General features: G+C 60.4%; 21 protein-coding genes and 2 pseudogenes. 20 read left to right on the top strand and 3 right to left on the bottom strand.

Features of this window, described 5'->3' with window-relative positions:
* Nucleotides 1–5 precede the first annotated feature (5 nt).
* Nucleotides 6–500 carry a hypothetical protein gene (locus B9A15_RS13710; RefSeq protein WP_084410691.1) on the top strand — a complete coding sequence of 165 codons (495 nt, stop codon included), beginning with the start codon at nt 6–8 and terminating at the stop codon, nt 498–500.
* Here B9A15_RS13710 and B9A15_RS13715 read toward each other — a convergent pair.
* A pseudogene (locus B9A15_RS13715) lies at nt 501–827 on the bottom strand (transposase); the annotation flags it as partial. It lies immediately after the preceding gene.
* Between the two features lie 258 nt (nt 828–1,085).
* Between B9A15_RS13715 and B9A15_RS23855 the strand changes: the two are divergent.
* Nucleotides 1,086–1,343 (top strand): DUF6538 domain-containing protein, encoded by a 258-nt coding sequence (locus tag B9A15_RS23855; protein ID WP_425292962.1) that lies wholly within the window; start codon nt 1,086–1,088, stop codon nt 1,341–1,343.
* Between the two features lie 502 nt (nt 1,344–1,845).
* On the opposite strand, the gene B9A15_RS13725 is transcribed toward B9A15_RS23855, so the two are convergent.
* Nucleotides 1,846–2,862: a helix-turn-helix domain-containing protein gene (locus B9A15_RS13725; protein ID WP_139798381.1), complete on the bottom strand. Its 1,017-nt coding sequence runs from the start codon at nt 2,860–2,862 to the stop codon at nt 1,846–1,848.
* Nucleotides 2,863–3,287: 425 nt separating this feature from the next.
* Between B9A15_RS13725 and B9A15_RS13730 the strand changes: the two genes are divergently transcribed.
* From B9A15_RS13730 to B9A15_RS13775, 10 genes are all read left to right on the top strand, one after another.
* Nucleotides 3,288–4,541, top strand: a complete 1,254-nt coding sequence (locus B9A15_RS13730; protein ID WP_084410696.1) for an NHLP bacteriocin system secretion protein — start codon at nt 3,288–3,290, stop codon at nt 4,539–4,541.
* Complete coding sequence (locus B9A15_RS13735; protein ID WP_244556953.1) at nt 4,538–6,703, top strand: NHLP family bacteriocin export ABC transporter peptidase/permease/ATPase subunit; 2,166 nt, start codon at nt 4,538–4,540, stop codon at nt 6,701–6,703. Before B9A15_RS13730 ends, B9A15_RS13735 begins: the two co-directional genes overlap by 4 nt.
* Nucleotides 6,704–6,707: 4 nt before the next feature.
* A complete protein-coding gene (locus tag B9A15_RS13740; RefSeq protein ID WP_084410700.1) occupies nt 6,708–9,569 on the top strand; it encodes an NHLP bacteriocin export ABC transporter permease/ATPase subunit in 2,862 nt (953 codons plus the stop codon).
* A 44-nt stretch (nt 9,570–9,613) separates the two neighbouring features.
* Nucleotides 9,614–10,000: a Nif11-like leader peptide family RiPP precursor gene (locus tag B9A15_RS13745; protein ID WP_084410702.1), complete on the top strand. Its 387-nt coding sequence runs from the start codon at nt 9,614–9,616 to the stop codon at nt 9,998–10,000.
* A 22-nt stretch (nt 10,001–10,022) separates the two neighbouring features.
* On the top strand, nt 10,023–10,466 hold the full coding sequence (locus B9A15_RS13750) for a Nif11-like leader peptide family RiPP precursor (protein ID WP_084410704.1): 444 nt from the start codon (nt 10,023–10,025) through the stop codon (nt 10,464–10,466).
* A gap of 190 nt (nt 10,467–10,656) precedes the next feature.
* Nucleotides 10,657–10,998: a Nif11-like leader peptide family natural product precursor gene (locus tag B9A15_RS13755; protein ID WP_170923297.1), complete on the top strand. Its 342-nt coding sequence runs from the start codon at nt 10,657–10,659 to the stop codon at nt 10,996–10,998.
* A gap of 43 nt (nt 10,999–11,041) precedes the next feature.
* Entirely contained in the window at nt 11,042–11,383 is a 342-nt protein-coding gene (locus tag B9A15_RS13760; protein WP_139798382.1) for a hypothetical protein, read from the top strand.
* 112 nt (nt 11,384–11,495) lie between these two features.
* Nucleotides 11,496–11,888 (top strand): hypothetical protein, encoded by a 393-nt coding sequence (locus B9A15_RS13765; protein WP_139798383.1) that lies wholly within the window; start codon nt 11,496–11,498, stop codon nt 11,886–11,888.
* An 80-nt stretch (nt 11,889–11,968) separates the two neighbouring features.
* Complete coding sequence (locus B9A15_RS13770) at nt 11,969–12,340, top strand: Nif11-like leader peptide family RiPP precursor (protein WP_139798384.1); 372 nt, start codon at nt 11,969–11,971, stop codon at nt 12,338–12,340.
* 44 nt (nt 12,341–12,384) lie between these two features.
* On the top strand, nt 12,385–12,597 hold the full coding sequence (locus B9A15_RS13775; RefSeq protein ID WP_084410714.1) for a hypothetical protein: 213 nt from the start codon (nt 12,385–12,387) through the stop codon (nt 12,595–12,597).
* Between the two features lie 987 nt (nt 12,598–13,584).
* Here B9A15_RS13775 and B9A15_RS23025 read toward each other — a convergent pair.
* On the bottom strand, nt 13,585–14,742 hold the full coding sequence (locus B9A15_RS23025; protein WP_084410716.1) for a DUF4214 domain-containing protein: 1,158 nt from the start codon (nt 14,740–14,742) through the stop codon (nt 13,585–13,587).
* Between the two features lie 793 nt (nt 14,743–15,535).
* Here B9A15_RS23025 and B9A15_RS13785 point away from each other — a divergent pair.
* From B9A15_RS13785 to B9A15_RS13820, 8 genes and pseudogenes are all read left to right on the top strand, one after another.
* On the top strand, nt 15,536–16,699 hold the full coding sequence (locus B9A15_RS13785) for a tyrosine-type recombinase/integrase (RefSeq protein WP_084410718.1): 1,164 nt from the start codon (nt 15,536–15,538) through the stop codon (nt 16,697–16,699).
* Between the two features lie 194 nt (nt 16,700–16,893).
* Nucleotides 16,894–18,210 (top strand): hypothetical protein, encoded by a 1,317-nt coding sequence (locus B9A15_RS13790; RefSeq protein WP_139798387.1) that lies wholly within the window; start codon nt 16,894–16,896, stop codon nt 18,208–18,210.
* A 544-nt stretch (nt 18,211–18,754) separates the two neighbouring features.
* Entirely contained in the window at nt 18,755–19,468 is a 714-nt protein-coding gene (locus B9A15_RS13800; protein ID WP_084410724.1) for a hypothetical protein, read from the top strand.
* A complete protein-coding gene (locus tag B9A15_RS13805) occupies nt 19,465–20,304 on the top strand; it encodes a ParB/RepB/Spo0J family partition protein (RefSeq protein ID WP_084410726.1) in 840 nt (279 codons plus the stop codon). The genes B9A15_RS13800 and B9A15_RS13805 overlap by 4 nt, the downstream gene beginning before the upstream one ends.
* Entirely contained in the window at nt 20,301–20,771 is a 471-nt protein-coding gene (locus B9A15_RS13810; RefSeq protein ID WP_084410728.1) for a YdaU family protein, read from the top strand. The genes B9A15_RS13805 and B9A15_RS13810 overlap by 4 nt, the downstream gene beginning before the upstream one ends.
* A complete protein-coding gene (locus B9A15_RS13815) occupies nt 20,768–22,261 on the top strand; it encodes a DEAD/DEAH box helicase (protein WP_084410730.1) in 1,494 nt (497 codons plus the stop codon). The genes B9A15_RS13810 and B9A15_RS13815 overlap by 4 nt, the downstream gene beginning before the upstream one ends.
* Nucleotides 22,251–22,445, top strand: a pseudogene (locus B9A15_RS23860) (primase-helicase zinc-binding domain-containing protein); the annotation flags it as partial. The gene B9A15_RS13815 and the pseudogene B9A15_RS23860, both read left to right, overlap by 11 nt.
* 18 nt (nt 22,446–22,463) lie before the next feature.
* The gene (locus B9A15_RS13820; protein ID WP_244556955.1) at nt 22,464–23,201 is read left to right on the top strand and encodes a DUF7146 domain-containing protein; all 738 of its coding nucleotides are present in this window, start codon (nt 22,464–22,466) and stop codon (nt 23,199–23,201) included.
* The last annotated feature ends 27 nt before the right edge of the window (nt 23,202–23,228 follow it).

Here is a 23,228-nt window from a genome sequence, read left to right on the forward strand (position 1 = left end):
GCCGCATGGTGCGCTTTGAGAAACTCGATCGTACCGTGGCCGGCAAGCTCACCTTCAAGCTAGGCAAGAAGAAGCTCGCCGTCAATCCGATCCGCTTCGTTGCCGCATGCTCGACGGGACATTTGCAGGATATCGACTGGTGCTTCGTTTTCCACCGCGGTGGCGAGACGAGCTGCCGCAAGCCGTTATTCTGGATGGAACGCGGCGTGACGTCCGATCCGGCTGATATCTCCATCAGCTATCGGTGCGGGGCGAGCGTGTCACTGTCGGACCTCTACAAGCCCGGGTTCCTTGGATCATGCAGTTCGAGTAGCTCGTGGCTCGATATCGCCGAAACTCCTAAGGAATCGTGCCCGAAGGAGCTCAAGCTCCAGCCGCGATCCGCGACCAATACGTACTTCGCGAAGGTGATCTCGGTCATCTCGCTCAGTAAAGCCAACGACCGGCTTCGCCAAACCATAGACGAGCACTCGACGACCATTAATACCAACGGGTGCTGATCAGACCCCATGCGCCCATTCCCGCATTCCGATTGAGATGATAATCCATGGCTGCTCGACGAGCGTGTTCCAGGCATGGCAGCAATGGGTGAGGATGTCTTGGTCGTCGAGGAAGATGCGGTTCGAGAGCCAGTTCTCGCGCACGAACTGCCAGATGTTTTCCTGCGGGTTCAATTCGGGCGCCTTTGAGGGCAGGAACATCAGGGTGATGTTGTCCGGCACCTTCAGCTTCGGCGTGGTATGCCAGCCGGCCTTGTCGACGATGAGAACGGCATGGGCGGCGGGATCGACCATGAGGCTGATCTCGCTCAAATGCTCGTTCATGGCAGACGACATGGCAAACCTCCGTTTGCCATAGAGAGTCAGAGTTTCGCGTCTCTGGGAATCCCAGAGAGTCGGAAATCGCTCCAGTTGGTAGAAGCGATTGATTGTCATGAGCATGAAGCGGCGAGGTTCGCGTCCTGTTGGGTGTACCATTCCTTTGGAAGTGACTATTCTTTCCTTGCGATATGAATCACTTACCACTCCCTACTGTGGACTGATTATCAGGCCGATTCATAACTTCATGTGCAACATGCGGTCGAAGTGGCGATTTCGAATCATCTCACCAAGCGGGGCGGCGCATGGCAGTACGTCCGTCGCGTGCCTGCAGACCTGCGCGATAGTTTCCCCCTCTCGCGCATTCAGAAATCGCTTCGCACGTCCATCGATCGGCAGGCTCGAGAGGCGGCACTGGACCTCGATCGACTTTGGGATCGGCGTTTTGCCGAGGTACGCGAACGCGGCGGTCGTGCCTGCGAGAACGGCGGACTGCCGGTCATCAGCACAGGTGATTTGACATAGCCGGACTGACAAGCGCTGGCATCCTGGCTCGAAGCGAGCCTCGGCGAGGAGATTGGCAGGCGCGTCTGGCGGAGACGACTGGGCCGGCACTGTCGGCGGATGCCGATCCATCCCACATCCCCTGGCGCGACGACCGGGTGCTTCTCCGTGACCAATGCCGGCGGCGGGTCGACAAAGACGCTGGCGCGGCGGCGGTGGATGCCGATCCGGCGCGGACTTGTCCGATTGCTGGCGGACTTCGAGCCCCATGCCGGGCTCCTGCGAGAAACAAAGCGAGGCTCACGGTACAAGACCGGCACGATCGATGGCGTGCGGACGGCTGGCGGGGTATGCTCAGACGTCCAGGCATGGAGCCGTACCCTTTGTTATTTCCCTCCCAGGCAATACGGGCAGGCTGCGTTTCCGGCTTCTTCGGGAACTCGAACGGGGACTGTAGTCGCAAACCGCTTAGCCAAGCGCAGTTCAGGAGAAGCAAGCAAGACGCGCGGCGACCCGCTATTCGTCAGAGGTGATGGAGCCAGTGTTCGTAGCGGCGGCCCTTCAGCGTTTCGAAATGCGACGTCATCGGCGCGCCAACGTCTCGGCGACGCATTTCGCTCGGCGAGCAGTCGAAACGCTGCCGGAAGGCCCGGCTGAAGGCGCTCTCGTTAGCAAACCCGCACGTGGCGGCGATCTCGGAAATCGCCTTGTAGCGGTTGCGCGGCGCGGTCAGGCTGGACAACGCCCGGCGCAATCGCCGCTCACGCAGATAGGCCGTCACGCCTCCAAGAGGCTCGAACAGCGAATAGAGCTTCGTGCGCGAAAGGCCGGCCATGTGAGCAATACGCGCGGCGTTCAGATCGAAATCGTCGAGATTGGCCTCGATCAAACGTTTGACCCCAATGATCCGGGCCGTTTCGAAGCCCTCTTGATCGCCAGCGTCGTCCGATGCCGATCCGTTGAGACAAGCCGCTGTCAATGCAACGGTCGCCGTGCTGATCTCCTGTGCCTGCGGGATGGAGATCGCGCCTCTCATCTTTTCCAGCGAAAGCATGTGCTGGAACAATAGTCCGACCAGTGGATCGTCCCCCCGGAGCGAGCGCATATGCTGATCGTCCGGCCGGTTCAGGCTCCTTGCCAAAGCCTGCCGGGGTATGATCAGCGACAGATTGGTAAAGTCCGAGGTCTGGCTTATGACTTCCTGCGACAGGTCGAAGACGACGAGCGACCGATCCCCGATCGAGGCGTTGCCATGCCGATGGTCGGCTTCCATGCCACCCTCGACAAACAGCTGAATCATGTAGTGATCCATACCGTCACGGGCGATGGTCGATGCGGATCGTGTCCAGGACTGCCCGAGGCTCGTGGTACGCGCCAGCATCAGATCCCCCAGGAGCGATGCTTCCACCTGGGCATCGAAATCGCGTCGGCGCGCCTCGCGTTCGGTCTCCACGTCGAAAATGCAGGAAATGCTTTCCTTCCAGGCGCCGAACCGCTCTTTCGGCGACACGTCCCGCACCGAGAAGACAGCATGCGGCAAAGGCGTTTGCGCGCCGCTCGTTTGCGTTGGCCGAGCGTTCAACGCGGAACCTCCAAAGATCTCAGGGGACCTACGGTGATCTTGGCCGCCAGGATGATCGTATCGGTCCTGGGCTTCATCCTACGGTGCGCTCCATTTCGAATGTCGGGCATGTCATTCGCATGTCCGCCAAGAAGGCAGATCCTGGAAACCCTAGGAGTGGAATCTTATCAGTCGGTGAATCCTGCGCCTTTCTTCGAAGGCCGAGCGAAAAATTCGACTTTTATTTCGGCATAGCGAATTCGTCGCGATCGCCCAGGCGAGGCCCGATCCGGGACGCTTGGCACAGTTCCAGGGACATCCTGCAAAATCAAGGAAGGACCTTCCTAGGACCTGTGTTCCTATCGTCGATGCATCCGTCGAAGGCCGGGAGCATCTGACCCTCAATGTCCATTTTCCGCCAAGAAGCCCTGAAGCGCCTCTCGTCGCCCGAGCGTCTGGACGAGGCGCTCGTCGCCGCCGCTCCGCGGCATTGGATCGCCTACGGCGCGGCGACCGCTGTCGTCGCGGCCGCGGTGGCATGGGGGTTCTTGGGCAGCGTTCCGACCCGGATCAGCGCCGACGGCATTCTCTTGAGCCACGACAGCGAAATCTTCTCGGCCGCAGCCGAGGGCAATGGCCAATTGATGGAGTTTCTCGTCAGGGTCGGTAGCCGGGTCGAGAAGGGTCAGCCCGTCGCGCTGCTGAAGCAGGATGTCAGCGAGGCTCAGCTGGTGCGGGCCAAGGACGCTCTTGCCCATGCCGAAGGCCGTCTGGAGGAGTTGCAGCGTCAACGCAACAAGAACATTGCCCATAACGAAGCCTTCGACGCCAAGCGACGCAAGGGCATCGCCGAAAAGCTCGCGAATGGGAAGCATCGGGCGGACGTGCTCCAAGAGCGACTCGTCGGAATGCGCGGGCTTCTGCGTCGAGGCTATATCGAAAAGATCAGGGTCGCCGAAGTCGAGAACGAACTGGCGAAGGTTCGGGAACAGATGTCCGAGTTTCGCTATGCCGGCCTCGACATCGACGTTGCGGCGAGCCGATTGCGCGAGGACTGGCGCAAGCAGGTGGTCGCCCAGCAGAAGGAGGTCGAGGCCGCGCGGGACAAGGTCGAGGACTTGAAGCAGCTCGTCAAGCTCACCCATACGGTGGATGCTCCGGTCACCGGCGTGGTGACCGAGGTCTCGGCCTCGCTCGGCGACGTCGTCGCCGCCGGCACGCCAGTCGTGCGCATCGCCCAGACCGGCTCGAACGAAGACGCCCTGCTCTTCGTCAGTCCCCGCGAAGGCAAGCGGATCGACGAAGGCTATGCGGTCCATGTGGAGCCTTCCGTCGTCAAAAAGGAGGAAGTCGGCACCATCCTGGCGACCGTTGAGAGCGTTTCCGAACTGCCGATGTCGAGTTCGGCGATCCAGGCAATGCTGCACAACGAGCGCCTGGTCCAGGACTTCTCCCGCGACGGGCCGCCCATCGTGGTACGCGCCGATCTGACGCGCGATCCCTCGACCCCTTCGGGCTTTGCCTGGACGGGCGGGACGGGTCCCGCCTTCGAGGTCGAGACCGGAACTTTAGTGGCGGCTACCATCACCGTGCGCGAGGAGGCGCCCGTCACTTTGATCCTGCCCTTCCTGCGTGCGATGCTCGGAGGCCGGCCGTGACACAGGCCCTCGGCAAACCCAAGAACTGGCGGGTCAGGACCCCGACCGTCCTGCAGATGGAAGCGGTGGAATGCGGCGCCGCGGCCCTGACGATCCTGATGGCCTATCACGGCAAGTGGCGTCCTCTCGACGAAGTGCGCGCCGCCTGCGGGGTGTCTCGGGACGGTTCCAAGGCGAAGAACGTCCTGGTCGCGGCGCGCGGCTACGGCTTCAAGACCAATGGCCGCAAGGCCGGGGTCGACACGGCGCTCGCCGCCGCCAAACCCTTCATCGCCTTCTGGAATTTCAACCATTTCCTTGTGGTCGAAGGAACGCGCAACGGGCGAGTCTATCTGAACGACCCCGCCATGGGCCCTCGAACGGTCAGCGTGGAGGCGTTCGACGAAGCCTTCACCGGCGTCATGCTGGAGATCGAGCCCGGCGAAGCCTTCCAGATGGACCCGGCTCCGCCGGGGGTTCTCAAACGGTTGGCCCCGCGCGCTGGGCTCGTCCGGAGTTCCATCACTCTGGCGGTGTTGATCAGCCTGACGCTGGTCGTGCCAGGTCTTCTCGTGCCGGGTTTTTCCAAGATCTTCATCGACGAGATCCTGATCCGCGGCAATTCCGACTGGCTGCGCCCCCTGCTCGCCGCGATGGCCGTGACGGCGGTCGTTTCGGCTCTGCTCACCTGGCTTCGCCAGCGCCTGCTGCTGCGTATGGAGACCAAGCTGGCGCTGGCGGAATCGGCGCGCTTCGTCTGGCACCTGATGCGGTTGCCCCTGCCCTTCTTCAGCCAGCGCCACGCCGGCGACATCTCCTATCGCATCGACGCCAACGACCGGATCGCACGTTCGGTGGCCGAGCAACTCGGCGAGAGCCTGGCGAACATGATTACCGTCGCGTTCTACGTCGTGGTCATGGCCTCCTTCGACTGGCGGCTGACGCTGGTGGCTCTCGGCCTGTCGGCCGTCAACATTTTCGTCTTCCGCGCCCTGTCGCGCCGCCGCGCCGATGCGAGCGCGCGCATGCAGCAGGATTTCGGCCGCTTCCAGGCGGCATCGGTGACCGGCATCCAAGCGATCGAGACGCTGAAGGCCACCGGCACCGACGACGACTATTTCGAACGCTGGGCCGGTTTTCAGGCCAAGCACCTCAACAATCTGCGCCGGCTGGGCAGCTACGGGGTAACGGCGAGCGCCCTGCCGCCGCTTCTCGACGGGTTGACGCTGGCCGCGATCCTCGGTTTCGGCGGTTACCGGATCATGGAAGGGTCCATGACGATCGGCACGCTGATCGCCTTCCAGGCGCTCGTCCAGAACTTCATGGCGCCCGTCCAGAGCCTCGTCGCCGTTGGCGGTAGCGTGCAAGAACTAGGTGCGGACCTTTCGCGCTCCGACGACGTGTTCGGTTATGCCCGCGACCCACGCTACGAAGGTGAGGACGATCCGCGGGCACCCTCGCGCCTGTCGGGCCGCATCGAACTCAAATCCGTCACCTTCGGCTACACGCCGTTGGAAGCGCCCCTGATCGAGAACTTCGACCTGACGCTGCGTCCCGGCGCCCGCGTGGCCCTGGTCGGCGGTTCCGGCAGCGGCAAGTCGACCGTCGCCAAGCTGGTCAGCGGTCTCTACCGGCCGTGGTCCGGCGAGATCCTGTTCGACGGCGTGCCGCTGCCGCAAATTCCGGTCGACACGCTCACCGGCTCCATCGCCTCGGTCAGCCAGGAGATCGTGCTGTTCGGCGGCACCGTGCGCGACAATCTCAGCACCTGGGACGCGACGGTTCCCGACGCGGCCCTGATCGAGGGCCTGCGCGACGCGGAGATTCTCGACGTCGTCTCGGCCCGCGGCGGCGCCCTCGAAGCGGTGGTCGAGGAAGGCGCCGGCAATTTCAGCGGCGGCCAGGCCCAACGGCTCGAGATCGCTCGCGCCCTGTCCGGCGATCCGAGCATCCTGATTCTCGACGAGGCCACCAGTGCCCTCGACCCGACGACCGAAAAGGCGATCGACGAACATATCAGGCGCCGCGGCTGCACCTGTCTGATCGTCGCCCACCGGCTTTCGACCATCCGCGATGCCGACGAGATCCTGGTGCTGGAGCGCGGCCAGGTCATCGAGCGCGGCAGCCATGATGAGCTGATGGCTCTGAACGGCGCCTATGCACGCCTGATCGCGGAGGAGTAAGGCGATGTTCAGAACCGCCACCGCCCTTGCCGCCACGCCCGTCGAAACCGAGAAGCCGCGCGTCGTCACCCGAACGATCGATGGACGGACGCCTCTGGTCCCGGCACCGCCCCTCGGCCTCATCCGGGTCGTATCGGGACGCGTGAACCTCTTCCTCGAACTGACCGATGCCGCAGGCGAGCCGACAGGAAGCAGGCGCTGCATCGCCGCTCTCGACAAGAACGATGCCGTGGCGCTGCCGGCCGAGCCGATCGCCGGTCAGCGGCTTGTCGCGGTGGGTATCGGGACCGTGGAAGTCGAAACGATGGCGAGGAAGGATCGCGCCACGGTGGAGCATGGCGATCTCGATGCGGCGCTCGAAGCGATGATCCGGGCCGCCGCGCCCGAGGAATCCGCCACGACGGCCTGGATCGTGCGTCCGGGCGACGTGGAGACCTTGCTCGGCGATCGCGTGGTCGCTGCCGACCACCTGGCCTGGGCCGCGGTGACACGCCCGGGCGGCGAGCGGGCAGAAGCGCTTCATGCCATCGGACCGAAACGCGCCCTTGCGGTCGAAGAAGGGGCCCGTTTGGCGGTTCTGGATACGGCCGCGGCCCTATCCCTACATGGCTGGGACATTCTCGACCGGCTTATGCGGGAGCTCCTGACCCGTCTTGGATCGAACCTCGCTTCATCGGCGGCCGCCGAGGTCGAGCGTGGTCTCGAACGTCGAGCGCGCGAACAGGGCCTCGTCGGCGGCGCTCTCGCCGCGTTGCCCGCCCTCATGGACGGACGGACGAACGAGATACAAAGCCGGCCGAGCATCTCCGCCAATCCGGCCGTCGAAGCTCTTCGCCTGCTCTGCGCCGCGGAGCGTATCGACGTCGCGATACCGTCGTCCGTGACACAGTTCGGCGATGCGGCGGCCGATATCGACGAAGCGATCCGGCTGTCGAGCCTTCGCTCGCGGCGCTTCCGGCTCGCAGACGATTGGTGGCGGCGCGACGGAAGCGGCTTCATCGCCCTTGGCGAAAACGGAACCCTCAAGGCAGTCCTGCGGCGCGGCCCCGGCAATTTCGCGATCGTCGACCCGGTGACCCACCAGCGGACGAAGGCGGGTGCCGAAGAAGCTTCCAAGCTCGCACCCGAGGGCGTGGTGATCTTCAGGCCGCTTCCCTGGCGCTGCCTCAGCCCTTGGGACCTGGTGCGCCACATCGTCTCGACCCCGGCACGCGCCGACATGCGCTGGGCGATGGCCATGGCTCTCGTCGCCGCTCTCATCGGCCTCTTCACGCCGATGATCACCGGGCAGATCATGAACGAGATCGTGCCCTTTGCCGAAACCGAGCGGCTCGTCCATTTCTCCCTCGGCCTGGTGATGGTCGCGCTCGGCTCGGCTCTCTTCCAGATGGTGCGCGCGGTGGCGCTCATGCGCGCCGAAGCCTTCGCCGACGGCAGCCTGCAGGCAGCCGTCTGGGATCGCCTGTTGCGACTGCCCTTGAGCTTCTACCGGCGCTATCAGGTCGGCGAACTGATGATTAAGGCGATGGCGCCGAGCCAGCTGCGCCAAGCCGTATCCGACACGGCGGCCAATTCGGCGCTGGCGGCGGTCTTTTCCGTCATGAACTTCGCGATCATGCTCTTTTACGATCCGGTCCTAGCCTTCGCTGCTTTCGCCTTCACGGGCACCGCGATGATCGTCCTGTTCACCCTCACCTGGTGGCAGCTGCGCTACGAGCGCACCCTCGTCAAGGCCGACGGCGCCGTCTCCAGCTTCGTGCTGCAGATCCTGTTCGGGATCCAGAAGATCCGGCTCTCGGGCGCCGAGAACCGCGTCTATGCCCGCTGGCTGCGAAGCTTCGGCGAGCAGCGCCTGCAGCGCTACCGCGCCGCCACCGTAGCCAATGTCACCACGACGGTGAACGGGGCCCTGCCGATCGTCGCCAGCCTCTTGTTCTTCGCTGTGATCGGACTTGGTGGCCGGGCGATCTCGATCGGCGATTTCGCCGCCTTCACCATTGCCTTTGGTCAGTTCCAAAGCGCGATGCTCGGCCTGGTCGGCGCCTTGTCGGTTTCCATCGCCGCCGTGCCGATCTACGAGAACATGAAGCCGATCATGGAGGCCCAGCCCGAGGTCGACCCGGCCCGCCGCGATCCCGGTGCCCTCAGCGGCCGTATCGCGCTGCGCGACGTGTCCTTCCGCTACCATGAGGACGGTCCCCCGGTCCTCGACCGGGTGGACCTCACGGTCGAGCCGGGAGAGTTCGTCGCCCTGGTCGGCCCCTCGGGTTCGGGCAAATCGACGATCTTCCGCATGTTTTTGGGCTTCGAGACGCCCGAATCCGGCTCGGTCGTCTATGACGGCCACGACCTGACCCATCTCGATTTGAAGGCGGTGCGCCGGCAACTCGGCGTGGTGCTCCAGCGCGGTACGCTGCTGCCCGGTTCGATCCACGAAAACATCGTCGGCTCCGCGCCGCTGCCGGAATTGGTCGCCTGGGAAGCCGCGCGCATGGCCGGCTTCGAGGACGACGTGAAGGCGATGCCGATGGGCATGCACACCATGCTCTCGGAAGGCGGCGGAGGGTTGTCGGGCGGGCAGCGCCAACGCCTGATGATCGCCCGGGCGATCGTGCGCAAGCCGCGCATCCTGCTGATGGACGAGGCGACCTCGGCCCTCGACAACCGCACCCAGGCGATCGTCTCGGAGAGCCTGTCGCACATGAACGCGACACGCATCGTCATCGCTCATCGGCTGAGCACGGTGCGCCATGCGGACCGTATCCACGTCGTCGAGGCCGGCCGGATCGTCCAGACCGGAACCTACGAAGATCTGATCGCGCGGGACGGCCCGTTCCGCGAGATCGCGCTGCGTCAGCTCGCCTGACGAGAATCGGAAAACCAGAAGAACCAAACGAAGGAGACGGTTCGATGAGCATGCAAGCACTCAACGATTTCGCGGATGCGATGCGCGCCGACGCGGATATGGCCAAGGGTCTCGTTACTGCGGTCGGCCAGAAGCAGGACGGCGAGGCCACCGAGGCTTTCGCGGCCTATGCCCGGCAGCACGGTTTCGAGATCACCGCGCAAGACCTGGCGAAACTGCGGCGCCCAGCAGAGAGCGAAGGCACCCTGTCCGACGACGAGCTGGAGACCGTGTCAGGCGCAGGCCTGTTCGATTTCGTCGGCGACATCGGGAGCGTTTGCTTGAGCACGGTGTCGGCAGGACAGAACGCCCTCTTCAGCGGACGGAATGTTGTCCAAGATATGAACAGTGCAGCCTCCTACGGGGTCAGGGGCCTACTGGATCGGAAGTAAGCCTCGCCTTGGGCACGGTCGAATGGACCGCAGCCATGCCAACGGCGGGCGAAGCCGTGCCCTCGGGGACGCATTGCGCCAATCGGCCAGACGCAGATCGAAAAACCAAGTGAACCCAACGAAGGAAAACACCTCGATGAGCATGCATGCACTCAACGACTTCGCCGATGCGATGCGAACCGACGCGGACATGGCCAAAGGCCTCGTCGCTGCGGTCGGCCAGAAGGAGGACGACGAGGCCAGAGAGGCTTTCGCGGACTATGCCCGGCAGCACGGTTTCGATGTCACGGCGCAAGACCTGGCGAAACTGCGGCGCCAAGCAGAGAGCGAAGGCGCCCTGTCCGACGAGGATCTCGAGGCCGTGTCGGGCGCGGGGCTGTTCGATTCCATAGGCTTCGTCGGGGTCGTGTACTGGAAAATGGCTGTGGTGGGAGCGGACACTCTCTTCGGCGAGCGGAACGTCTAACAAGAGATGAACCGCGGAGCCATCGACGGGCCACCGACCCGATGGAACGCAAGCAAGCTTCGCCATGTGCGCGGCAGGATGGGCCGCGGCAACGCCGACGGCGGCCGAAGCGGTGCCTTGGCAACGCGCTTCGTCAATCGGCCCGACGAGCATCGGAAATCAAGGAAACCGAACGAAGGGGAACGCTTCGATGAGCATCGAAGGAATGAGCGGCTTTGCCGCGGCCGTACGCGCGGACGATGAGATGGGCCGTGAGCTGGCCGCAACGCTCAATGGCAAGGCGGAAAGCGAGGCACAGGACGCTTTCTCGGCCTTTGCCCGGCAACGGGGCTTCGACGTGACCGCGAGCGATCTCGAGGCCACTCGGCAAGCCGCCGCCGACCACGAAGGCACCCTGGCCGACGACCACCTCGACGCCGTCGCAGGCGGCACCTTCAGCGGCGGCCCAATGGGGCTCGGCGGCAGAACCCCCTACGACCCCATCCTCGACTGGGCTGGCGGTCTCGTCAGCGACTTCCGCAAGATCTTCTAAGGCCTCACGGCACCGAAGCCGAAGGCTCGATAGCAGGAAAACGATGATGGCTATGCAAGACATGAACGACTTCGCCGAGTCGGTGCGGAACGACGACAGTCTGGCTGAAGGGCTGAGCGCCGCGCTGCGGGGCAAATACGGCAAAGAAGCCGCCAAGGCTTTCGCGGACTATGCAGAGGCGCACGGCTTTGGCGTGAGCGCGCTCGACGTCGAGGCGATGACCGAAGCGAGCGAGCATGGCCGGGCCCTTTCGGACGATCAGCTCGAAGCGGTCTCGGCCGGCACGCTTTTCAATTCGATCCCCCTCTTCAGCAAGCTCGCAGTCGACGGGCTCTTCAGAACCGTGCGTGAGGAGCGACGATCCGGCAACCCGTTCTTCCAGTAAGGCAAGTCCGCCCGATGGGGATACCCAAAGCAATTCGCACGATCGCGGCAGGACCGACCGGCAACGCTCCGGCACTTGGCGTCCTGCCGTCCAAACCAAAGGAGACAACACGATGACCACACATGCGATGAACGACTTCGCCAACGCCGTTCGGTCCGACGAGGCCATGGCTCGGGACCTGGCCGTGGCATTGGAAGGCCGAGAGGAAAGTGACGTTCCCGAGGTATTCACGACTTTCGCGCAGCAGCGCGGGTTCGAGGTGACCGCCGACGATGTCTTGGCCTTCCAGCAGTCGGCCGATGGCGACGGCGCCCTGAGCGACGACGACCTTGCCGCGGTTTCGGGCGCAGGATTGCTGTTCGGTCCGCGCCCCAGTCTGACACAAATGCTGATGCCCGGCATCACGGGCGCCCTCGTAGGCGCTGTCATGGGGGGCGTTGTCGGTACGACGACGGGAGCCGCCAGCGGTTTCCTGAACGGCATGGTGCCTGACGCCGACTCGTAAGCCTGCCTGCGAGCTCACGGCTGCCACCCAACAAACCGGCAACCGGACCGGTCCACGACGAACGAAATGGTGCGAACGACATGACGACTACCGCAATGCACGAATTCAAGACTGCCCTAAGCAACGACGAAGCGATGACCGAAGCTCTGGCGGCTGCGACCGCCGGAAAGAGCGAAAGGGAGGCCATCGAGAGCCTGATCGACTTCGCACGCCTCAGGGGCTTCGCGTTCACGATGGAAGATATCGAAGCGGCAAGGCATACCGAAGCTGGGGAAGATCACCTTTCCGAGGCGGAGCTCGAAGCAGTCGCGGGGGGAAGTCTGTTCGGCGATATATTCGTCTGGACTGCCCGCGATATAGGCGAGTCCGCGATTTCGGACGCGAAGATGGCGGCCAATCTAGGCTACCAGGCAACGCTCATCCCCGGCACCTTGAAGCTTTTCGGCCTTTGACGAACCGCCTTGCCACCCCTTGGAAACACAGGAGCATCGTATCGATGAGCGAACACATTGCGAGTGTTTTTGCAGCCCCCGAAGAAGGCCGGTCTGAAAACCGAACCGCCGGCGCCGAGCCCACTGCGCAGGGACAGTCCGCAAAGAATGAAGGGCCTCTGTCCGACGAGCAGTTGGATACGGTCGCCGGCGGCCGCCCACTCTTCATTCCGCAAGACGCCTGGGATCGCGCCCTGGCGAACAAATCCAGGCGCTGAGCGCCATTTTCCCTGAGCGATTAAGGGCAGAGACGTCCAATGACCATGCAAGCAATGACCATTTTAGGTCGGCAAAGCTCGATATACTCAAAAGGTAGCGCTTAACTATTAAGAGTGTGCCCATTTCCCGCGCCTTGCTTTTTGATAAGATCATGAAGCCTCAGCAGCTCGATACAGGGATATGACCCCACATGGGCAGCGAGCTGGTTATCGGATCCATGGAGGCTTCCGAGGTTTTGAAACCTTCTCAGAGCTACACGGCCCGTATGGTGGAAGCGATCAATGGAATGCTTCTCGATATGTACCCCGCTGTAGCCGGGAAGGATTACGAGTATCGTCGTAGGTGTTAGGAACAGAGTATTGTGAAGACGAAGACGGAAGGCCGATACGAGGGGTGACCTGAGGACACAAAGCGTAATGAAGTCATTGCTCGAATACGTCGAAACGGCATGAGCTACACCGATATTTAAAACAGTACGAAGGCTAGCCGTACGACGATTGCCAAGATCGCGAAGGGGATGAAAGCACGAATAGCACTAGAAAGCACATAGAAGCCCATAGACGGGCGCTTGTATAATCTTTCTTTTACTATGCAAAAGTTATATGCCGCTCTCTGTGCCTCTGCAGGACTATTAAGGAGGCGATACTGAATAAATACGGCAAACCCTTTCTTGGATCACAGCAGAGAGAGGCCGGTTCCCTCGATCTCTAAGATCGTCCAAGCTGTCGTTATTATTGGCGCTTAAGCTCGCTGATCAGTTATTTTCTTAGATGCTGGCTCACACCTTGTAACGTCATAGACGACGTAATCATAGATATCGCCAACTTCAATCAAGCGGTCATGCTCGCTGAAGATAGCGATTGTGGAAGTTACTCCCAGCCTTCGTTTTAGCGGCACGATGAGTCTCATGTTTCCACTGATGGCAAATCCCGGGGCGGTGTTTGCCACCCCGGTAGGAGGTTAGATAGTCATTTGCCGTGAGAGGATTAGGCAAACTGTTCGTAGCTGATAAACAGGCCATCTCCCAAAACCGACCCCACCAGATCGATTGTTTCGGAACTGTCCGCGAATAATACGAGGGTATCGTCACGCGACAGATTACCGCTTTCCAGCGCGGAAACCCAGAAAGATACGCCGGCGTCTTCCCCGGAACGTCCAAGCACGTTCTGGTACAGAAGGTCGACGAATGCCATGTTGTTTACATTTGTCCCGTATCTATCCGCGAACTCAGAAGCAGCAATGATGCCATCAGCGATGTCTTCTTTGGACGTCCCATTGTCGATCTCACCTAGCCAGAAGGCAAGACCCTCAACGTCCGGGGTGCGCCCGAAAGCCGACTGGTAGATTCGATAAACAAAGCCAGTGTTCTCCTCAGCACCAACATCCAGCAGCAAAATGCCGTCGCTGAAGCTCAGGCGCTCAACATTCACAAAGGTGTCAAACCCTTCAGAAGACTCGACGGTGGTCGCGTTTCCCAGCCCGCCAATCGTGATCGTGGCGCTCGCGTATTCGACGTCTGTATTGAATTCGTCGATCCCTTCACCGCCGTCTACGGTATCATCTCCCATGCCAGGACTACCCGAGTCGTTCCCTCCCCCGGTATTGATGATGTCGTTGCCGTCGAGGCTTCTTATGCGGTTGGCCGATTCGTTACCGGTAATAACATCGTCGAATTGTGATCCACGTACACGCTCGATCGAAGTCATGGTTTCAGCGTTGCCAAAGCCATCGGTAGCGGTACCGGCAGCTAAATCGACAGTCACGCCGGCTGGGTCGAGAACAAAGTCGATCTCGTCCACCGCTTGCTCACTTCCGGTGTAAGTATCAGCGCCGTCATTTCCACGAAAGCGTGGCTGACCAAATTCTGTATGTATGAAGACGTCGTCGAAGGGTGTGCCGTAGAGACCTTCGAGGTTCTCAAAGGTGTCAACTTGGCCATCACCTTTCTCTACAGTCCCCAATGTGATCTGCCGTACCACGTCAGACGTATAATTTACCGTTATGCCTCTCGGGTTGTCATCATAGAAAATGACGTCGAAACCCTCCAGTCCGTTTATCGTATCGCTTCCGCCTGACGAGAAGAAATCGTCATCGTCAGCTGTACCGATGAGCGGATCGTTTCCTGCAGATCCTCTTACTTCCACTTATGCCTCCTTCAGAAGTGCCCACCAAGACGAATACGAAGAGCGACCACTTTAAAATTTCCGCGCATCGAATCAAGCGGTCGTTACTCCACCAGAATCAATAAAAATTGGATTTTTATTGTCCATGCGCGCTTGATACTGCCATACGGAAACAAGACGAGCAATGTACCCCTGGGTAATAATAATTCGTTATGAGCCCTTACGGAAAGGGCTGAACGGTTCGGACGGCGATGGTTCCAGAAGGAGCCTAAACCTAGTCTGGAAGACCCGTGTAGACTCCGACCAGCTGGGCGCAGCACAAGTGCGAGTACCGATGATACGAGACCGACCTAACAAGCGCAGAATGTAAATCTTTTGTCGCTGCCGCCGAAGCGATGCGGCATCGAATGTCGTTCGTGGTCCGTTGCAGGGGATGCGATCGAAAATCCGTAGTGCCGGCCTCAAACATCATAATGATGGAGGTAAAGCCGAACCGTCCCATCAATCGCGTATGATTCCATTGTCAGGAATGAGGGTCTGGGGAGACGAATCTCGCGATCGTAGAATGCTCTTGAAGCGTATTTCGATCGGATACAAATTGGATACAGGCTTCGAATGGAATAAAGAAAAGCCAACAAATACAATGACTTGATTTCAGTGGCGGAGAGGAAGTCCGCCAAACTGGCGTTTGCCTTTATCCGCTGCCGCCCTCTGCTGCCCCTAATATGCAGGACTTTCATTCCCCTTCTGTCTTTCGACGTCCATCGTCGTCCGCTAATATCCCCATCGCAAAGTGGGGAAGAAAGTGGGGAAAATGGCAAGAGCCCTACACAAGCTGACAGAGAAGGGGACGGCCTCGACGAAGCTCAAGGTTGGGCGTCATTCCGATGGCGGCGGCCTATATCTGAATGTCGCGAAGGCCGGCACGAAGTCCTGGGTGTTTATGTGGACGGCGTCCGGCAAGCGTAGGGAAATGGGGCTTGGCTCATACCCCGCCGTCTCGCTCGCAAAGGCGCGCCGGGCGGCGGCCGGTGCCAGAGAGGCGATTTCGGAAGATCGCGATCCTCTTTCCGAGCGCCAGAAGGAGGCAGAGCCATCATTCGCGGAATGCGTTGACCGCTTCCTGGCGTCGATGGAGAGCAGCTGGCGAAACGATAAGCATCGAGCGCAATGGCGCATGACGCTCACAACCTATTGCGAGCCGATCCGTCGCAAGAGGGTATCGGAGATCGATACCAACGACGTGCTTTCTGTTTTGACGCCGATCTGGACAAGCAAACCGGAAACGGCATCCCGGCTCCGTGGACGAATTGAACGGGTTTTGGACTATGCGAAAGTCAAAGGCTGGCGGTCCGGCGAGAACCCCGCTTTGTGGCGCGGCCATCTGAAGAACATCCTCCCTGCGCGCCAACGCCTATCGCGCGGCCATCACGCGGCAATGCCATACGACGCCGTCCCGTCCTTCATGAAACGCCTGCGCCAGTCGGAGGCGGTAGCCGCTCGCGCATTGGAGTTCACGATCCTCACGGCCGCGCGCTCTGGCGAAACTCGTGAAGCAGTCTGGGCGGAGATCGATTTCGACAACGCCATATGGTCGATCCCAGCCGTACGCATGAAAGCGGGTCGAGAGCACCGCGTGCCATTGACCAAGCCCGCATTGCAGATCCTTCAAAACCTTCATGACACTCGAATTGGTGACTTGGTATTTCCCGGACAGAAGCGCGGCCGGCCGCTCAGTGTCATGGCAATGGATATGCTGCTTCGCCGCTTGAAGGTCGACGTGACTGTTCACGGCTTTCGTTCGAGCTTTCGCGATTGGGCGGGAGAAGAAACGAGCTTTGCGCGGGAAGTCGCAGAGCAGGCGCTTGCTCATGCGGTCGGCGATGCTACAGAGCGCGCATACCGCCGAGGAGATGCTTTGCAGAAAAGGCGGGAGCTTATGGAAGCGTGGACAGCATTCCTTATCGCTCAACCCTAAAGGTTCCGATCAGAAAAGTGGGAATAACTCTCAAGACTGGTGGATATCCTTCTCTGCCCACTGTTGGCCTCTTGTGTCCATGCAACGACATACCAATTCTCATAATGCGCAGGGATAGGCCGGCCAGCTGATAAGTCGAGTACGCCCTCGATTTCCCTGTGCTCCTGTTATGGCGCTATCGCGAGGCGTACGCGATGATCAATTATCTTCCGCCCGATCGTATCGAACTCCATACCGCAGTTGGCGCGCTTATTCTGCACGACCATGCCGACGATATTTCTCGAAAGAAGATCACACGAGAAGAAGTGGTGAATATCGCTTACGCCTATTTATTGCGAAATAGACTAAGCGTAGGGAATAAGGGCGAATTGAGCCAGTTTCAGGCTTATATCTCCAGCGCTGATTATGAATTTTCAACATCACATAAACCGGAGTTTGACGCCGCATTAGCGCGATGCGCCGAGATTGCAGAGTTGATGCAGAATGCTTTAAGGCGTCTACGTGACGCACTCTGCCGAGGCCAAGTCATTGCTCGTGCCTACGACGGCGCTGACGCCGTTCTGACCCCCGCTTATTGGCGCAGTCTATTCGCAGATATCGCAATCGCGACTGGTATCGCGGAGCTACCCTTGAATGGGCAAAGCCATTACAGCCGCTTCGTGTTCGATCGACACACGGTCGAGAAATGGATTGACGAAGTCGACAAGGGCGACCTGAAAGAGGGGAACCACAAGAAGCAGAATCGATCAGCGAATACGACCACCCAGAGCATGCAATCTATGCCCTCCGCTCTTCCGCTAGATTTGGAGCCGTTCTGGGATGTTGATCAGGCCCTTATTTGGATTGCAACGCGTGACTTAGGTGCCGTGAAAGCAGGAAGCACACGTGAGCATTCTCCAGACACTTTTTTGCTTATCTGCGACAGCCGCAATCTTTTATTGCCTAAGGACAGTAGTTCAAAGCAGCTCCTAAATGCGCTTTCGGGAGGACTCTTGGAGGTGCGGGCCTTTGGAAAGAACGTGCCAGCCGCTGCCTTCGACCATGCGCATGTTAGCTTTCAAGGAGAACCAGATTATCGAGCGATTTTGCATGGAATCTGCCTTGAATCGGAGGATCGGCAAAAGGCTCACTTTGATCTTACCGCTTTTCGGATTTCCGCGAGAGACATCATGCGGATATGGCCAGCAATTAGCTCACAGCCAGTCAACGAAATAAAAGCGCCTCTGGGCCAATTATCTCAGCCCGCACCTTCAGCATCTCTGGCGGAACGAAAGCAGAAGGAAAAGCAATTCAAGGCGGAATTCCGAAAGAAAATAGTCCGCTGGCAATCAAAAGAAGCAATTGAATCTCTCAGACCTACAGTCAAGCAGGCGGATGAATTAGGGTATCGATATGGTCTTTCTAGGGATACAGCGAGGTCCTTGTTGAAAGAGGTACAAGCTGAGTTCCCACAATATGACTGGGCCAAACCAGGGCGAAAATCTAGCTTAAAATCGGCTCTGCAGGCTTGATACTTAAATTGTGCGGAAATCGCGCGGTTAACGTGCGGAGAAAATCGGACCGCATATAATGACCGCGTGAATTTCAAACCGCATCTTTCTTCGCGACACCAACGGTTGGTGGCGAACGGAGAAAGAGATGCGAAGTGAATCTGTATCGCGCGGTGCGCTCACGGTAGACGAGTTCTGCGCATGGGCTTCGATTGGTCGTTCCAAATTCTACAATGAAGTGAATGCAGGCCGCCTGCTTGTTCGCAAGCTTGGTCGAAAGTCTGTCGTTACCATGACTGATGCACAGGCGTGGCTCGACTCTCTGCCGGTCCTCGAAACGAGGGAGGCAGCGTAATTACATGCACCTGAATAACGAAGCCCGGCGGCACGTGGCTGTGCCCACCGGGTCTCTGAATTCGTCGTTTGGCCGCGACGCTTCAGAAAATAGCCCTTCTCCCCTCGAACAGCAAGCCGCAGCGATCCGTCGCCGTGGTGATATTGGCGACGCCGTTGCCCGTTGCATCGCCGAGCATGTCTCCGGCCGCATCCACGGGAGGGCAACCCGATGAGCAGTCCTCTCGGATACATCCCTGGTCCTTATGGAAAGCCGATCGCCGTCTTTCAGGTCGATGGCATGCCAGATGATTTCGCTCACGATTTCGATGGCTGCATGGACATTGCGGGCATTCACGACCCCAAGGCGCGCGAACGGTGCTTCGCCGAAATCTCGGGTGCGTGGAAAGAGAAAGGGCGCGTAGCGTTCGACGTTTTTCTCAAACATGGGGGGCGCAAAGTCCCGAGATTACGGCTGGAGCGCCCCGAAAAGCCCGCATACTTCGACATTCCCAACGACGCCAAGATCAATGAGGTGAAGGAGAATTGGGTATCGCTCGTTCTCGATCAGCCTGATTGGGCGAGCCGTTCGTGCGCATTGCTCGAAGTGCTGCGCGACAACGCGGAAAAGGCAGCCGAGTGGGACGTCGCTTCCGATGCAGACGTGTTCCATACGGTCCACGCGCTTAGCATGTCCATCCTTCTCACGTCGGCGATCGAGCATCTTTGTGAAGCAGAAATCGACTGCCTTGAAGCGGCGGCATTCTACGCACTGACCACACACGACCAATGGTCTGAAGCCGGCATCGAATGGCTGCGTCCATTCCGCTTCACTTGGTTCAAAGACTGGATCTCTGAGCGGCCGGCCTATCGCGAATTCGCATCTGGAATGCGGACCGTGAACCCAGACATTCCCGCCTGGGTGGAGAAGGGAGGTCGAGCATGAGCCAGATCACCCGTATTCCCATTGATAGCATTGACCGCCGGGCAGATTGCAGGATTCCGGACGGCGATACGATCACCAATCTTGCTGAATCGATCGAGGCTGTTGGTCTGATCAACCCTATCCGCGTCCGTCGCGTGGGCGGGCGGTACGAACTGATTGCCGGCTCGCATCGGTATGCGGCTGTCGATAGCCTAGACTGGCGAGAAATACCGGCTGTCATCGTTGATGACGACGATCTCCATGCCGAACTGGCGATGATCGACGAAAACCTCTGCCGGGCGGAATTGTCTCCGTCCGACAGGGCTCGCCAGACGGCGCGGCGAAAGTCGATTTACGAGGAGCTTCACCCAGAGACTCGCCCAACGTCTGAGGGCGGCGGCGGGCGCAACAATCAAACTCGTCGCCAAGTTGGCGACGATATAGCCGAGCGCTTCACTGCTAACACCGCAGCCGCGACCGGGCAGTCCGAGCGCAAGGTCCAGCGCGACGCCGAGCGCGGCGAGAAGGTCGTTGCTGCCGCTCATGACCTTGTGCGGCACTCTCGTCTGGACACCGGTCGATATCTGGATGAACTCAAGCGATGCGCTCCTGAAGAGCAGGTCGAGCGGGTCCGGCGCGATCTCGAAGCCCGGGTGTCGCGCGCTAAACGTGTTAGCTCCACCACTGGAGAGAATGCCGCGCTCTTCCCTCGCTTCTGCAAACTTGCCGAGGAGATGACAGCGCTCTCGAACGCCGATCTCATTGAAAGCGCCGGGCAACAGCGGTCGTCGCTGGCGGGTTGGGTATCGACGCTCTCCGACAAGATGGATGTACTCTGGGCGGAGGTGGGCAAATGAACGCTCGCGCCTGGATGCCCCTCTACGTCGGCGACTATCTCGCCGATACCGCTCATCTCAATGCCGCTCAGCACGGCGCCTACCTGCTTCTCATTCTGCATTATTGGCGGAAAGGCGGCCTGCCGGACGACGACGCGCAGCTTGCGCAGATCGCCAGGATGTCGGCTGCTGAGTGGAAGCGCAATCGCTCAGTCCTCAGTGCATTCTTTCAGGATGGCTGGCAGCACGGTCGCATTGATCGCGAACTCGCGGAGGCAAAGCACAAATACGATCGCCGTGCCGAGGCAGGCGCGAAGGGCAATGCCAAGCGTTGGGGCCATCGCAATGCGATCGCAATGGGATCGCAATCACAATCACAGTCACATCCACTACGTGGAAGTCTTAGCCAAGGGAGGAAGGTCTCTAACGTAGAAGGTAGGGCTCTAGGGCTCGCGGTCGTCAATGGCAGCGTGGGAGGCGAGCTATGAAGTTCACCCTCCACCCCCATCAGACGCGTGCTCTCGACATGCTGCGTTCGTCCCTTGGCTCGGGCAAGCGGCGGCCGATGGTTCAGGCTCCGACCGGCTTCGGAAAGACGCTTCTGGCGGCATCGATCGTCGAGGGCGCACGCGCCAAAGGCAATCGCGTCTTGTTCACCGTCCCATCGATCTCGCTCGTCGATCAGACCGTTGGGCGGTTCTATGAGCAAGGCATCCACTGCGTGGGCGTCATGCAGGGGCAGCATCCGTTGACCGACGGCACGCAGCCGGTTCAGGTGGCCTCAATCCAGACGCTGATGCGTCGAAAGCTCCCGAAGGCAGACCTCGTCGTCATCGACGAAGCCCATCAGTGGTTTCAGTTCGTCGGCGAGTGGATGGCTGACGGCGATTGGCGGCGCGTACCGTTCATCGGGCTCTCGGCGACGCCTTGGACGAAGGGACTTGGCAAGCACTACGACGACTTGCTGGTTGCCGCGCGCATTGGCGAACTTATCGACGGCGGCTTCCTTTCACCCTTCAAGGTCTTCGCGCCCTCGCATCCAGACCTGTCGAAGGTGCGGACGGTGGCCGGGGATTATCACGAGGGCCAGTTGTCGGATGTCATGAGGCAGCCGACCCTGGTCGCCGATGTCGTCTCGACCTGGCTTCGCCTTGGCGAGGAGCGTCCGACGCTTTGCTTCGCTGTCGATCGCGCCCATGCCCGCAAGCTCGCGAACGAGTTCGAGGCGGCCGGCGTGCCGTGCGGCTATGTCGACGCGAACACACCGGGAGACGAGCGCACGCGGATGGGCCAACGTCTCGCCGAGGGCCAACTCAGGGTCATCTGCAATGTCGGATGCCTGACAACGGGTGTCGACTGGGATGTCCGCTGCATCATCCTGGCCAGGCCAACCAAGTCTGAGATGCTGTTCACCCAGATCATCGGCCGCGGTCTTCGCACTGCCGAAGGGAAGGACCATTGCCTGATCCTCGACCATTCGGACACGACGCTGCGCCTCGGTTTCGTGACGGATATCCATCACAAAAATCTTGATCTGGGAAAGCATCAGACAGGCGGCGGCGCTTCGGCCGAGAAAGAGCCGCCAAAGCCAAAGGAATGCCCATCGTGCTCGTATCTCAAGCCGGCCGGCGTCCATCAGTGCCCATCGTGTGGTTTCATGCCCGAACGCCAATCGCCGATCGAAGAAAAGGCCGGTGAACTCGTTCAGCTGAATGGCAGGCGGGCAAAGAAGGCCGAGGCGACACCAGAGGAGAAACAAGCGTTCTATTCGATGGCGCTCGCCTACCAGCGCGCCCATGGGAAGAGCGAGAAGTTCGCGGTCGCCAAGTACAAGGCGAAGTTTGGCGTCTGGCCCCGTGGCCTGAACTCAACGCTGATCGAGCCGGATGAAGCATTCTTGCGAGCGCTTCGAGCCGATCAAATCCGTTGGGCGAAGAAACAGGAGAAACTGAAGCGGGAGGTGCGCCATGCTGCGTGATCGTACCCCGCTCAAGGATAAAGCGCTCGGCCGTTGGCCGGGCATCCTGTCGGCCGTTGGCCTTTCGCCTCGCAGCCTGTCGGGCCGACATGGGCCTTGCCCTCTCTGCAACGGCGGCAAAGACCGATTCCGCTTCGACGACAAGGATGGACGCGGAACGTGGATCTGCTCTCAGTGCGGCGCAGGCGACGGCATCGAGCTGGTGAAGCGCTTTCTCGGGATCGAGTTCAAAGATGCTGCCGTCGAGATTGAAAAGCACATCGGGCAGGCACCCATTGCGCGATCCTCGATCGGCATCGCGCAGAGCGATGAAGCCCAGCGAAACGAAATGCGTGCAATATGGAAGCGGTCGCGGGCAATAACGGCTGACGATCCGGCGGGGCGCTACCTCAATTCGCGAACCGGCCTGCGGACGTTTCCGTCGTGCCTACGCTTCAGTCCGGACGAGCGATATGGGCCGGGCGCATTCCATCCGGCCATGATCGCAAAAGTCGATCCCTCTGATGCCGCGATCGCGAAGGGCGAGCGCTCAGCTCTTCATCGGACGTTCCTCTCGCCAGAGGGGGCAAAAGCTACCGTCGACAATCCGCGCAAGATGCTCGGGACGATGCCGTCTGGTGCAGCCGTACGGCTGATGCAGCATCAGGACGTTCTTGGGGTCGCCGAGGGTATTGAGACCGCGCTCTCGGCGGCAACGATCTTCAATGTGCCGACGTGGGCCGCGTTAACGGCTGGACTGCTGGAGGAGTGGACGCCCCCTGAGATCGTCACGACGGTCTTCGTCTTCGGCGACAACGATCACTCCTTCACCGGACAAGCTTCGGCCTTCCGACTGGCGCAGAAGCTGAAGGCGAAAGGCTTCGACGTCATCGTGGAGTTGTCGCCGCTCTTTGGCACTGACTGGAATGACGAGCATCGCCGCGAATTGGAGGTGGCGTGATGGTGGCTCCAGTCTTGATGACGTGGG

Source organism: Fulvimarina manganoxydans, from assembly GCF_900176465.1.
Lineage (GTDB): Bacteria > Pseudomonadota > Alphaproteobacteria > Rhizobiales > Rhizobiaceae > Fulvimarina > Fulvimarina manganoxydans.

Excerpts from the sequence above, each read along its gene's own strand:
- B9A15_RS13710 (WP_084410691.1), top strand. The coding sequence starts at position 6 with ATGGTGCGCTTTGAGAAACTCGATCGTACCGTGGCCGGCAAGCTCACC.
- B9A15_RS13730 (WP_084410696.1), top strand. The coding sequence starts at position 3,288 with ATGTCCATTTTCCGCCAAGAAGCCCTGAAGCGCCTCTCGTCGCCCGAG.
- B9A15_RS13740 (WP_084410700.1), top strand. The coding sequence starts at position 6,708 with ATGTTCAGAACCGCCACCGCCCTTGCCGCCACGCCCGTCGAAACCGAG.
- B9A15_RS13745 (WP_084410702.1), top strand. The coding sequence starts at position 9,614 with ATGAGCATGCAAGCACTCAACGATTTCGCGGATGCGATGCGCGCCGAC.
- B9A15_RS13750 (WP_084410704.1), top strand. The coding sequence starts at position 10,023 with ATGGACCGCAGCCATGCCAACGGCGGGCGAAGCCGTGCCCTCGGGGAC.
- B9A15_RS13755 (WP_170923297.1), top strand. The coding sequence starts at position 10,657 with ATGAGCATCGAAGGAATGAGCGGCTTTGCCGCGGCCGTACGCGCGGAC.
- B9A15_RS13760 (WP_139798382.1), top strand. The coding sequence starts at position 11,042 with ATGATGGCTATGCAAGACATGAACGACTTCGCCGAGTCGGTGCGGAAC.
- B9A15_RS13765 (WP_139798383.1), top strand. The coding sequence starts at position 11,496 with ATGACCACACATGCGATGAACGACTTCGCCAACGCCGTTCGGTCCGAC.
- B9A15_RS13770 (WP_139798384.1), top strand. The coding sequence starts at position 11,969 with ATGACGACTACCGCAATGCACGAATTCAAGACTGCCCTAAGCAACGAC.
- B9A15_RS13775 (WP_084410714.1), top strand. The coding sequence starts at position 12,385 with ATGAGCGAACACATTGCGAGTGTTTTTGCAGCCCCCGAAGAAGGCCGG.
- B9A15_RS13785 (WP_084410718.1), top strand. The coding sequence starts at position 15,536 with ATGGCAAGAGCCCTACACAAGCTGACAGAGAAGGGGACGGCCTCGACG.
- B9A15_RS13790 (WP_139798387.1), top strand. The coding sequence starts at position 16,894 with ATGATCAATTATCTTCCGCCCGATCGTATCGAACTCCATACCGCAGTT.
- B9A15_RS13800 (WP_084410724.1), top strand. The coding sequence starts at position 18,755 with ATGAGCAGTCCTCTCGGATACATCCCTGGTCCTTATGGAAAGCCGATC.
- B9A15_RS13805 (WP_084410726.1), top strand. The coding sequence starts at position 19,465 with ATGAGCCAGATCACCCGTATTCCCATTGATAGCATTGACCGCCGGGCA.
- B9A15_RS13810 (WP_084410728.1), top strand. The coding sequence starts at position 20,301 with ATGAACGCTCGCGCCTGGATGCCCCTCTACGTCGGCGACTATCTCGCC.
- B9A15_RS13815 (WP_084410730.1), top strand. The coding sequence starts at position 20,768 with ATGAAGTTCACCCTCCACCCCCATCAGACGCGTGCTCTCGACATGCTG.